13 protein-coding genes are annotated in these 11,437 nt (G+C 68.1%); 9 read left to right on the top strand and 4 right to left on the bottom strand.

The genetic code is table 11. The annotated features are described in order from the left end of the window. The first annotated feature begins 4 nt into the window (after nt 1–4). A complete protein-coding gene (locus AC3WQZ_RS28725; protein ID WP_010809843.1) occupies nt 5–931 on the top strand; it encodes a LysR family transcriptional regulator in 927 nt (308 codons plus the stop codon). Between the two features lie 3 nt (nt 932–934). On the opposite strand, the gene AC3WQZ_RS28720 is transcribed toward AC3WQZ_RS28725, so the two are convergent. Both AC3WQZ_RS28720 and AC3WQZ_RS28715 read right to left on the bottom strand, forming a co-directional pair. After that, a complete protein-coding gene (locus tag AC3WQZ_RS28720) occupies nt 935–2,530 on the bottom strand; it encodes an aldehyde dehydrogenase (NADP(+)) (protein ID WP_492301724.1) in 1,596 nt (531 codons plus the stop codon). 20 nt (nt 2,531–2,550) lie between these two features. Next, a complete protein-coding gene (locus AC3WQZ_RS28715) occupies nt 2,551–3,483 on the bottom strand; it encodes a dihydrodipicolinate synthase family protein (RefSeq protein ID WP_492301723.1) in 933 nt (310 codons plus the stop codon). 113 nt (nt 3,484–3,596) lie between these two features. Here AC3WQZ_RS28715 and AC3WQZ_RS28710 point away from each other — a divergent pair, with 113 nt between their 5' ends. The 4 genes from AC3WQZ_RS28710 to AC3WQZ_RS28695 all read left to right on the top strand — a co-directional run bounded on the left by AC3WQZ_RS28710 (nt 3,597) and on the right by AC3WQZ_RS28695 (nt 7,930). Then, a complete protein-coding gene (locus AC3WQZ_RS28710) occupies nt 3,597–4,553 on the top strand; it encodes a LysR substrate-binding domain-containing protein (protein WP_010809846.1) in 957 nt (318 codons plus the stop codon). A gap of 109 nt (nt 4,554–4,662) precedes the next feature. Further along, nucleotides 4,663–5,631, top strand: coding sequence for a Bug family tripartite tricarboxylate transporter substrate binding protein (locus tag AC3WQZ_RS28705; protein ID WP_010809847.1), 969 nt, complete (start codon nt 4,663–4,665; stop codon nt 5,629–5,631). Nucleotides 5,632–5,647: 16 nt separating this feature from the next. Further along, on the top strand, nt 5,648–6,664 hold the full coding sequence (locus AC3WQZ_RS28700; protein WP_037024331.1) for a 4-hydroxythreonine-4-phosphate dehydrogenase PdxA: 1,017 nt from the start codon (nt 5,648–5,650) through the stop codon (nt 6,662–6,664). A gap of 90 nt (nt 6,665–6,754) precedes the next feature. Next, entirely contained in the window at nt 6,755–7,930 is a 1,176-nt protein-coding gene (locus AC3WQZ_RS28695; RefSeq protein WP_492301722.1) for an L-rhamnonate dehydratase, read from the top strand. Nucleotides 7,931–7,998: 68 nt separating this feature from the next. Here the strand turns inward: AC3WQZ_RS28695 and AC3WQZ_RS28690 are convergent, their stop codons facing one another. Further along, on the bottom strand, nt 7,999–8,235 hold the full coding sequence (locus AC3WQZ_RS28690) for a hypothetical protein (protein WP_010809850.1): 237 nt from the start codon (nt 8,233–8,235) through the stop codon (nt 7,999–8,001). A 220-nt stretch (nt 8,236–8,455) separates the two neighbouring features. Here AC3WQZ_RS28690 and AC3WQZ_RS28685 point away from each other — a divergent pair, with 220 nt between their 5' ends. Together AC3WQZ_RS28685 and AC3WQZ_RS28680 are read left to right on the top strand one after the other, a co-directional pair. Then, a complete protein-coding gene (locus AC3WQZ_RS28685) occupies nt 8,456–9,001 on the top strand; it encodes a GNAT family N-acetyltransferase (protein WP_011616422.1) in 546 nt (181 codons plus the stop codon). A gap of 58 nt (nt 9,002–9,059) precedes the next feature. Continuing rightward, nucleotides 9,060–10,205 (top strand): hypothetical protein, encoded by a 1,146-nt coding sequence (locus AC3WQZ_RS28680; protein ID WP_439669597.1) that lies wholly within the window; start codon nt 9,060–9,062, stop codon nt 10,203–10,205. A gap of 103 nt (nt 10,206–10,308) precedes the next feature. On the opposite strand, the gene AC3WQZ_RS28675 is transcribed toward AC3WQZ_RS28680, so the two are convergent. Next, nucleotides 10,309–10,536 carry a hypothetical protein gene (locus tag AC3WQZ_RS28675; RefSeq protein ID WP_010809853.1) on the bottom strand — a complete coding sequence of 76 codons (228 nt, stop codon included), beginning with the start codon at nt 10,534–10,536 and terminating at the stop codon, nt 10,309–10,311. On the opposite strand from AC3WQZ_RS28675, the gene AC3WQZ_RS28670 reads away from it, so the two are divergent. Beyond that, nucleotides 10,535–10,771 carry a hypothetical protein gene (locus AC3WQZ_RS28670; RefSeq protein WP_144062247.1) on the top strand — a complete coding sequence of 79 codons (237 nt, stop codon included), beginning with the start codon at nt 10,535–10,537 and terminating at the stop codon, nt 10,769–10,771. The genes AC3WQZ_RS28675 and AC3WQZ_RS28670 overlap by 2 nt on opposite strands. 105 nt (nt 10,772–10,876) lie before the next feature. Next, nucleotides 10,877–11,425, top strand: coding sequence for a PadR family transcriptional regulator (locus AC3WQZ_RS28665; RefSeq protein ID WP_010809854.1), 549 nt, complete (start codon nt 10,877–10,879; stop codon nt 11,423–11,425). Nucleotides 11,426–11,437: the final 12 nt, after the last annotated feature.

The raw sequence follows: 11,437 nt of genomic DNA, 5'->3' as shown, positions 1-11,437 counted from the left end.
ACCCATGATCCCACCCGTCAGCACCCTCCACGGCCGCCTGAAAATGCAGCACCTGCGCCTGCTGCTGGCGGTGGAGGAGCGCGGTTCGCTGCGCCAGGCCGCCGAGGCGCTGACGCTGACGCAGCCCGCGGTCAGCAAGATGCTGCAGGACATGGAGGACCTGCTCGGCGTGCCGCTGTTCGAGCGCCATGCGCGCGGGCTGCGGCCCACGCGCTTCGGTCTGGCGGCCACGCGCTATGCCCGGCTGGTGTTTGCCGACATGGGCGGGCTGCGCGATGAACTGGTGGCGCTGGAGTCCGGCAAGATCGGACGCGTGCGGGTCGGGGCGGTGATGGCGCCTACACCGGGGCTGCTTGCCGACGTGATCCGGCAGCTCAATCGCGATCATCCGCGGCTGGAGGTGGCGGTGCACGTGGAGACCAGCGATGTGCTGATGCCGCAGCTTGAGCGCGACCAGCTCGATATCGTGCTGGGGCGCGTGCCGGATGGCTGGGACAGCAGCGGGCTGGACTTCGAGCAACTGGGCGACGAGGGCCTGGCCATCGTGGTCGGGCCGCAGCACCCGCTGGCGCGGCGCCGCAAGCTGTCGTTCGAGGAACTGACGGGCTACCCGTGGATCATGCAGCCGCGCCCCAGCCCGATGCGCGCGCTGATCGACCGCTCGTTCGAGGATGCCGGCGTGCCGGCGCCGCCGTCGACCATCGAGACCGCGGCGGTGCTGATGACCACGTCGTTGCTGGCGGACAGCGAACTGATCGCGGTGCTGCCGGAGTCGGTCGCCGCCTACTACGGCAGGCTTGGCGCGCTGGCGGTATTGCCGCTGCCCCTGCCGCGCAAGCTGGGGCCCTATGGCATCGTCACGCGGCGGGGCCGCCCGCCGACGGCATCGATGAGCCTGCTGATCGATGCGTTGCGGGCATTGTCGAGGTGAGCCTCAGCCGGGCATCCCCTGCAGCTTGCCGTCGAGGCGCCACGCGTGGCGTTGCGGGCTGTCCGGGCGCAGCGACGCGGGCAGCAGGCCGGGCGGCATGTCCTGGTAGCTGACCGGGCGCAGGAAGCGCGCGATGGCCAGGCTGCCGACCGAGGTGCTGCGGCCGTCGGACGTCGCCGGCCACGGCCCGCCATGCACCATCGCATGTCCGACCTCCACGCCCGTGCCGAAGCCATTGACCAGGATGCGTCCCGCCAGGCGTTCCAGCGCTGGCAGGAAGGTGCGGGCGGCGTCGTGGTCGGCATCCTCGATATGGAGCGCGGCGGTCAGCTGCCCCTCCAGCGCGTCGATGACGCGCCGCATCTCGGTGAGGTCGCGGCAGCGCACCACCAGCGAGGCGGCGCCGAAGACTTCGTGGCGCAGCGCTTCGTTGGCCAGGAAGACATCGGCGTCGGTGGCGAACAGCGCGGCCTGTCCCTGCGCAGCCGATCCCGCCGCGCCGCGCGCAACGGTCTGCACTTGCGCATGGCTGGCGAGCGTATCGACGCCGGCGCAATAGGCACGATGGATGCCGGGCGTCAGCATGGTCGCAGCCGGCAGCGCCCCCAGCCGCGCAGCCGCGGCCTGCAGGAAGCGCTCCAGGTCATCCCCCGCAACCGCCAGCACCAGGCCGGGGTTGGTGCAGAACTGCCCGGAGCCCAGCGTCAGCGAATCCGCGAACGCCGTGCCGATGGCTTCGGCGCGATTGGCCAGTGCGTGCGGGAACAGCAGCACCGGGTTGATGCTGCTCATCTCGGCAAACACGGGGACCGGTTCTGACCGTGCCGCCGCGATCGCCATCAGCGCCATGCCGCCGGCGCGTGAGCCAGTGAAGCCGACGGCCTTGATGCGCGGATCGGCCACCAGCCCCTGGCCGACCTCCAGCCCGGCATCGAACAGCAGCGAGAAAGTCCCTTCGGGCAGGTCCATGTCGTCGACGGCCTTGCGGATGGCGCGGCCGACCAGCTCCGATGTGCCCGGGTGCGCCGGATGCGCCTTGACGACGACCGGGCAGCCCGCGGCCAGGGCCGAGGCGGTATCGCCGCCGGCCACCGAGAATGCCAGCGGGAAGTTGCTGGCGCCGAATACTGCTACCGGCCCCAGCGCGATATGGCGCAGGCGCAGGTCGACGCGCGGCAGCGGCTTGCGTTCAGGTAGCGCGGGGTCGACGCGCAGTTCAAGGAAGTCGCCCTGGCGCAGCAGGCTTGCGAACATGCGCAACTGCCCCACGGTGCGGCCGCGCTCGCCTTCGATGCGCGCGCGCGGCAGGCCGGATTCGGTGGTGCAGCGGTCGATCAGGGTATTGCCCAGCGCCAGGATGTTGGCGGCGATGGCTTCGAGGAAATCGGCGCGCCGCTCGGGCGTGGTCTCGCGGTAGGCGTCGAATGCCTGCCATGCCAGCGCGCAGGCCTGGTCGAGCTGCGCGGGCGTGGCGCCGCCGAATGCCGGTTCGAGGGCGGCTCCGGTGGCAGCGTCGATGGCGTGGATGGTGCCGTTGCCCCCGCGGTACCCGCCGGGGTCCGCGCGGCGGCCGATCAGGAGTTCGCCTGAGATTGTCATGCCTTGTCCTTTCGATGAGATCAGCGGGCCCAGCGCAGCACCAGCGGATCGAGCCGGCGCGCAATCTTCAGCAGCCCTTCGCGGGTGGCCGGGTGCATCGGCTGCAGCGGATGACGCACCGCGTCCGATGCGATCACGCCGCCTGCCTGCATCAGCACCTTGCTGGTGGCCAGCCAGCCTTGCCGGTTTTCATAGTTGATCAGTGGCAGCCATTGCTGGTAGCGCTGCGCGGCCAGTTCGGCGTCGCCGGCCTGCCACGCATCGAGGATCTGGCGGATGCCGTCGGGGAAGCCCGCGCCGGTCATGGCGCCGGTGGCGCCCGCTTCCAGGTCGGCCATCAGCGTGATGGCCTCTTCGCCGTCCCAGGGGCCGACGATGGCGTCGCCGCCCAGTTCGATCAGTTCGCGCAGCTTGGCCGCGGCCTGCGGCACTTCGATCTTGAAGTACGACACATTGCCGATCTCGCGCGCCATGCGCGCCAGGAACGGCGTGCTCAGGGTGGTGCCGCTGACCGGCGCGTCCTGGATCATGATGGGAATGTCGATGGCATCCGAGACCGTGGCGAAGAACTCGTAAATGCTGCGCTCGGGCACGCGGATGGTGGCGCCGTGGTAAGGCGGCATCACCATCACCATGGCCGCGCCCGCATCCTGCGCCGCGCGGCTGCGCTCGGCGCACAGGCGCGAGCTGAAATGCGTGGTGGTGACGATTACCGGCACGCGGCCGTCCACGTGTTCCAGCACGGTCTTCATCAGCACGTTGCGCTCGTCGTCGCTCAGCACGAACTGCTCGGAGAAGTTGGCCAGGATGCAGATGCCGTGCGAACCCGCATCGATCATGAAGTCGATGCAGCGGCGCTGGCCGTCGAGGTCGAGGCCGCCCTGCGCGTCGAAGACGGTGGGCGCTACCGGGAATACGCCGCGGTAGATGGTGGGGGATGGGGTGCGGGTCATGGTCTCCTCCGGCTGCTTGTGAATTGGATCGGGCCAATATACGAGCCGCCATCCGGGCTGTATATTGAAACCTTTCCATCTGGTGATCGCTTTTGCGACTCACAGATTCCTTCATGAAATCCACCCTCGACGCCCTGACCGGCCGGTTGCGCATGAAGCAGCTGCAACTGCTGATCGCGCTGGACGAGCATTCCTCCCTGCACCAGGCCGCCGCGGCGATGGCGATGACCCAGTCGGCGGCCAGCAAGTCGCTGCAGGAGCTGGAAGGCATGCTGGAAGCGCCGCTGTTCGAGCGCTCCAGGCGCGGCATGCGTCCCAATGCCTTCGGCCATTGCGTGATCCGGCACGCACGCCAGCTGGTGGCCGACCTGGGCGCCATGTGCGAGGAGGTAGCGGGCATCCGCGCGGGCAGCGGCGGGCGCGTGGCCATCGGCGTGATCATGGGGGCGGTGCCGGAGGTGCTGGTGCCGGCGCTGGCGCGGCTGCGCCAGGCGCAGCCGGAGCTGGCGCTGGAGATCATCGAGGACACCAGCCTGCGCCTGCTGGGGCTGCTCGACGACGGCCACCTCGACCTGGTGATCGGCCGCTCGCTGGTCAGCGATGAACCGGCCCGCTACCACTACCACCCGCTGGGCGATGAGCAGGTCGCGGTCGTGGTGGGCCATGCGCATCCGGCACCGCGCGCGCGCGCGATGGGGTTTGCCGACCTCGCAGGTTATCGCTGGATCACCTATGCAGGCCATATGCCGATGCACGCGCTGCTGCAGCGCGAGCTGGACCTGGCCGGCATGAGCTTTCCCGCCAATGCGATCTCGACCTCGTCGGCCTTCGTCACCGTGGCCATGCTGCAGGGCGACCCCGGGCTGGTGTCGCTGCTGCCGACCGGCGTGGCGGCGATGTTCGTGCGCCAGAAGATGCTGCGCATCCTGCCCGTGCGGCTGCAGTCGCGGCAGCAGACTTTTGGCATCGTGACGCGGCGCGGCGGCACCTTGTCCGCGGCGGCGCGACAGCTGGTCGCGATCCTGAAGGCATTGCCGCGCACTGCGCAGCAGGCGGCTGCCGAGGTATAACGCCAGGTGATCGCCAGTTCAAAAAACATCAGTAGTGGCGAATCACTGATGCTCCTATAGTCTGCCCATCCGCGCCGCAGAGCCGGACAGCAAAATGACGGAGACAGCAATGAAGACATGGATCGCCGGCGCACTCGCCGGCCTGGCCACGGTGGCGGCAGTAACGGGCAATGCCTGGGCGCAGGACACACGGCCGGTGCGGCTGATGGTGGGTGCAGCGCCCGGCGGCGGCACCGACGTGATGGCGCGCATCGTCTCCGACAAGCTCGCCGCGCAGCTGAAGCAGCCAGTCGTGGTCGACAACCGCCCCGGCGCGTCCAACACCATTGCCGCGGATTTGACCGCCAAGGCGGCGCCGGACGGCAATACGCTGCTGATGGGCGTGGTGACCTCGCAAGCGATCGCGCCGCACCTGCTCAAGCTGCAGTTCGATCCGCTCAAGGACCTGGCGCCGGTGGCGCTGGTGTCGTCGGTGCCCAATGTGCTGGTGGTCAACAACCAGGTGCCGGCACGCGACGTCAAGGCGCTGGTGGCGCAGATCCAGGCCAACCCGGACAAGTTCCGCTACAGCTCGTCCGGGGTCGGCAGCACCCAGCACCTGGCCGGCGCGTCCTTCGCGCGGCAGATCAAGGGCAAGCTGCTGCACGTGCCGTACAAGAGCAGCAGCAGCGCGCTGGTGGACCTGATGGGCGGGCAGGTGGACATGAGCTTCGAGACCATGCCGTCGGTCATCAGCCATATCAAGGCCGGCAAGCTGCGCGCGCTGGCGGTCACCGCGGACCAGCGCTCGGCGCTGCTGCCCAACGTGCCCACGCTGGCTGAAGCGGGCGTGCCCGGCATCCAGATGAGTGCATGGTACGGTGTCTATGCGCCGGCCGGCACGCCGCCCGCGACACTGCAGAAGCTGGGCAGCGCGCTGGCCACGGTGATCAGGGACCCTGACACCGTGCGCCGGCTGGCCGATGTGGGCGCGGTGCCCGGCGCGCTGACCGCGGCGCAGTTCGATGCCTTCTCGCGTGCCGAGTATGTGCGCTATGGCAAGCTGATCGCTGAACTGGGCGTCAAGCTCGACCAATAACAACCCCGGAAGTCCAATGAATTCCCGTCCAAGAATCGCCATGGTGCTGGGCGACCCCGCCGGCATCGGCCCCGAACTGATCGCCAGGCTGCTGGCCGACCCCGCGACCGCCGCGCAGGCCGAGATCCTGCTGATCGCCGACCGCGACGAATGGCGCCACGGCATGCGGATCGCAGGCGTCGAGCTGGCGCTGGCCGAGACCGATGCGCCCGCCTTTGCCGATGATGGCAAGCCGCGCCTGTACCACTGGCAGCTGCCGGAGCGCCCGGCGTATGCGCGCGGCCAAGCCAGTGCCGAGGGCGGGCGCTACAGCCTGGGCACGCTGGCGCTGGCACTGCAGCTGGCGCAAGCGGGCCAGGCCGACGCGATCCTGTTCGGGCCGCTCAACAAGAGCTCGCTGCACGCCGCCGGCATGGCGCACAGCGATGAGCTGCACTGGTTTGCCGAGCAGCTTGGCTGCCACGGCAACTTCTGCGAGTTCAATGTCCTGGACGGGCTGTGGACCTCGCGCGTGACCTCGCACGTGGCGCTCAAGGACGTGCCGGCGATGATCACGCAGGAACGCGTGGGCGGCGCCATCGACCTGATTGACCAGGCCCTGCGCCGCGCCGGCATGGCGCGCCCGCGCATCGCGGTGTGCGGCCTGAACCCGCACAACGGCGACAACGGCGCCTTCGGCCGCGAGGAGATTGACGTGATCGCCCCGGCCGTGGCCGCGGCGCGTGAGCGCGGCGTGGCGGCAGACGGTCCGTTCCCGGCCGACACCATCTTCCTGAAGGTGCAGGGCGGGCCGTCGCAGCGGCAGTTCGATGCTATCGTCACCATGTACCACGACCAGGGCCAGATCGGCATCAAGCTGATGGGCTTCTCGCGCGGCGTGACGGTGCAGGGCGGGCTGCCAGTGCCGATCACCACGCCCGCGCATGGCACCGCGTTCGACATCACGCAGCAGGGCCGCGCCGATCCGGGCGCCACGCTGCAGGCATTCCAGATCGCCTGCCGCATGGGCGCGCAACGGCGCGCCACAGCCTAGCCACCACCTTCACCACACCGAATCCAGCAAGACCGCCCCCGGCGCGGCCGGGGAGCGTTCGCGCCAACGCATCGCCATCAGGAGCTGAACATGAAGATCACCAACGTCCGCGCCCGTGTCTTTGAATGGAAGGGCAAGACCGTGCCGCCGCAGGCGCATTTCTGCACCAACGCCACCGACATCCTGTTCGAGCGCGGCGACGCCATGGGCTCGTTCCGCTTCCACGGCTGGCTGGTGGTTGAAGTGGAAACCGATACCGGCCTGGTCGGCATCGGCAACTGCGCGCTGGCGCCGCGCGTGGCCAAGGAGATCGTCGACCAGTACCTGGCGCCGGTGGTGATCGGCCAGGACCCGTTCGACAACGAGTACCTGTGGCAGAAGATGTACCGCCGCACCCATGCCTGGGGCCGCAAGGGCATCGGCATGGCGGCGATCTCGGCGGTCGATATCGCGCTGTGGGACCTGATGGGCAAGGCGGTTGGGAAGCCCGTGTTCAAGCTGCTGGGCGGGCGCACCAAGGAAAAGATCTGGTGCTACGCCTCCAAGCTCTACAACAATGACGACCGCGACGCGTTCCTGGCAGAAGCGCAGCACTACCTCGACCAGGGCTTCACCGCGATGAAGATGCGCTTCGGCTACGGCCCCAAGGACGGCCCCGCCGGCATGCGGAAGAACATCGAACAGGTGCGCCTGCTGCGCGAGCTGGTCGGCGACGGCGTCGACATCATGCTGGAGTGCTACATGGGCTGGACCCTGGAGTACGCGCGCCGCATGCTGCCGCGCCTGGCAGAGTTCAACCCGCGCTGGCTGGAAGAGCCGGTGATCGCCGACGATATCGAGGGCTATGCCGAGCTGAAGAAGGCGAGCCCGTTCCCGATCTCCGGCGGTGAACATGAATTCACCTCTTACGGCTTCAAGGACCTGCTCGAGCGCCGTGCGGTGGACGTGATCCAGTACGACACCAACCGCGTCGGCGGCATCACCGCGGCGCAGAAGATCAACGCCATGGCGGAGGCCTGGTCGGTGCCGGTGATCCCGCACGCGGGGCAGATGCATAACTACCACCTGACCATGGCCTCGACGGCTTCGCCGATGTCGGAGTACTTCCCCGTGCACGACGTCGAGGTGGGCAATGAGTTGTTCTACTACATCTTCAAGGGCGATCCGGCGCCGGACAACGGCTACCTGCAGCTCGACGACAACCTGCCGGGGCTGGGCCTGGAGCTGAACGAGGAGTACTTCAGCCAGTTTGACATCATCGGCTGACGGGACAGTTGCCGGGTTCTGCCCGGCCGGGCAGCGCGCCATGTTTCACGACAATGCGCGCTGCCGCTTCAAGGCCGCCTCTTCTTCCACTCATAGTCCGGTGGCGGGTCGGCCGCGCCGGCCCGGCCCACGGCGTTGGGATTCTCCGAGCACAGCGTGACAAAGCTCACCGGCTCGCCCGCGTGCTGGCGCTGGCGCAGCGCCTCGGTAAAGTGCAGGGCCTCACGCATCGCATCGCTTGGGAATGACTGCGCGTGGGGGCTGAGCCCGGTGCCGTCGGCTTCGGACCAGTAGACCATATACATAAGGCTTCCTCTTCGTTGCGGCAGGCAATTTTGCAGGATCCTGCAACCTTCGTTCCCGGCGCCGGGAGTGTTGCATGATGGCGCGGGAGGCAGGCAAGGCACGCCGGTTGCAATCCCTGCATCCACGCTTTGCAAGCCTTGGCATGCGGCGGCACAATGATCGCTTCCCGACACCTTGCCGGCGCTGCGCCGACGCCGACCGCCTGCCGCGCCGCCTATCATGCCCGATCTTGCGCTGATCCCCGCCACGGCTGCCGATGCCGACCGGCTCGCCGCCATGCACGCCGCCAGCTGGCAGCACACCTATCCCGGCATGCTGCCGGCTGCTTACTTGCGGGACCAGGCCTACCCGGAACGGCTGGCCGCCTGGCGCGCCCGCATGCACAACGGCGCAGACGGCCCCGTGGAAGTCACGCTGGCCATGGTCGACGGCGAAGCCGCTGGCTTTGCCTGTCTGCTGCCCGAGGCGGAGCCCCGCTTCGGCATCTATCTCGACAACCTCCACGTGCTGCCGGCTTTCCACGGCCAGGGCCTGGGCAAGCGCTTGCTGGCCCACTGCGCGCAGCGCGTGGCCGCGCACTGGCCCGGGCGGCCGCTGTTCCTCTATGTGCTGGAAGCCAATACGCAGGCGCGCGAGTTCTACCAGCGGCTGGGCGGCGAGGAATCCGAGGCGTTCGAGGATGATTTCCACGGTCCGGACCTGCGGGTCATGGTCCGCCGCGTGACCTGGCCGGACGTGGCGGCGCTGGTCAGGCGCCTGGGCTGACCAGGGCAGCGCGTCCGGATCCGTCGCCGGCAAAACATTCCCACAGGAGTCGCTTCCGATGCTGCAAGCCATTGCTCTCGTTGTGCCAAGCAAACCATGCCGGGCATTGGCCGGTGCCGCCATCGCCACGGCAGTGCTGGCCGGTTGCGCCAGCGCACCCGACACGCCTTCCGTCGCCAGGGCGGTGGAGGCGGCGGCCACGCCGGCCCAGGCGAAGCCGCACTGGCAGCGCGTGCACCTGGGCACGGGCGCGGGCTATGACTTCCCGGTCTACACCAACCATCCACTAGACCAAGACCTGTCGCGCATCCGCGAGGTGGTGTTCGTGCAGCACGGCCTGCAGCGCAACGGCGATGATTACTACGCCGCCGGTGCTGCATTGCTCAAGGCCAGCGGCCGCAATCCGGACGAGGTGCTGCTGGTCGCGCCCAACTTCCCCGGCACGCCAGACCACGGCAAGGGCTTCGACGGCATGCCGCAATGGTCGGTGCAGGGCTGGATGAGTGGCGAGAACGCGGTCAACGCGCCGTTCACGGTCAGTTCACTGCAAGTCCTCGATGACATGATGGCCTTCGTCACCGACAAGGCGCGCTTGCCGCGGGTGGCCAGGGTGACCGTGGCCGGGCATTCGGGCGGCGCACAGATCGTGCATCGCTATGCCGTGCTGAACAATGTCGACGAGCGCATCCGCGCGCGCGGCATCGACCTGCGCTATGTGGTGGCCAACCCCTCGTCCTACCTGTACTTCACGGCGGTGCGCCCGGCCGGCGCGGACGGCCGCTCGTTTGCGCCTTACGACAAGGCAGTGTGCCCGGATTACGACAAGTACCGCTATGGCATGCAGGACATCGTGCCCTACGCCAAGGGTGCCAATGGCCAGTCGCTGTACCAGCGCTACGCCGGGCGTCAGGTGACCTACCTGGCCGGCACGGAAGACAACGACCCCAACCACCGCGTACTGGACAAGGCGTGCGGCGCTGAGGCCGAAGGTCCCACCCGCCTGCAGCGCGCCCGCGGCTACCTGCGCTATGAGCGCTACCTGGCCAGCCCCGGGCTGGTGATCCGCCACCAGGCCTATGAAGTGGTGGGCGTGGGGCACGACCAGGCACGCATGTTCGGATCGCAATGCGGTGCCAGGGCGGTGTTCGACATGGCGGAAACGGCCAACCCCGACGGCGCCGCCTGCCGCGCGCCGCAGCTCTGATTCCGCCGGCCAAGAAAAAACCCGCGAATCTCGCGGGTTCAAGTCCCTGCCCGCAGGAACGGGCTCGGAGGAGACAACCACAGGGAAACGGTTACGTGCCCGGTCAGCCCAGGCTGAATTTGACAACCTGTTCTTCGACGCCGACAAAGCGCACCAGCTGGCGTAGCCCGCTGGCGTATTCCTTGATATGGTGCCCGTCCGGCGTATCGGGCAGGCGGTAGTAAATGGGCGCCTTGTCGCGCATGGGCGGCAGGATGCCGATCGGGAGTTCGACGGCGTCGGCTTCCCAGGCCACGTCGCGCTCTTCGGCAAGCAGGATTCTTCCGGTCATGGACACACTCCAGGATTGCTGCAAGGTGCGGCCGGGGGCGGGTATGCGCTCGCACTGGATTTTCAATGTATGGAATGTATTGCATCCAACGCAGAAATGCCATTCAGCGTTTTTTAATTCTGTCTGCCAGGAAATTTCCAAAATGACAAATTTAACGAATGTATGGCATCTGCTGGCGACGCCGGTGACGACATCGCTGAGGGTGCTGCGCAAGGCCGGCATTGCGATACCATAGCGCCAGCCCCGCGAAGTGCGGCTACCGGCGCGTCCCGGTTCCGGGTCTGCCGCATCCGCTTCCAACCATTTTCCATCGCCCCCCGACGGGCCACTGCCCAGACGCATGTCGACCCAGCACGCCTTGTTGATTTCCCTGATCGAAAAACCGTCGTCCGGTTATGACCTGGCGCGGCGCTTTGACCGTTCCATCGGCTATTTCTGGCATGCCACGCACCAGCAGATTTATCGCGAGCTGGGGCGGATGGCTGACAGTGGCTGGATTGCCGCGGATGAAACCGAGGCGGCGGAAGGCGAGGCCGGTGGCGGCGACCGCAAGAACCGCAAGAAGGTCTACCGGGTGTTGCCGGCCGGCCGTGAAGAACTGGCACGCTGGGTGCTGACCCCCGGCGCCAGCCTGGATCAGCGCGAGGAAATCCTGGTCAAGCTGCGCGCCGATGCGGTGATCGGGCCGCTTGGCCTCGGTGACGAGATGCGTCGGCTGATCGCGCTGCATCGGGCCCGGCTGGAGACTTACCTGGCCATCGAGCGGCGCGATTTCTCGACGCCGGACATGGACCGCGCGCAACAGCTGCGCTATGCGCTGCTGCAGCGCGGCATCCGCTTCGAGCAGGACTGGGTGGCCTGGGGCGAGGAACTGCTGCCGCTGCTGTAGCCGCGCCCGCTT

The organism is Cupriavidus sp. FW305-26, assembly GCF_058787975.1.
The sequence above is the reverse complement of the archived record's forward strand: the minus strand, read 5'-3'. Positions and strand labels throughout refer to the sequence as shown.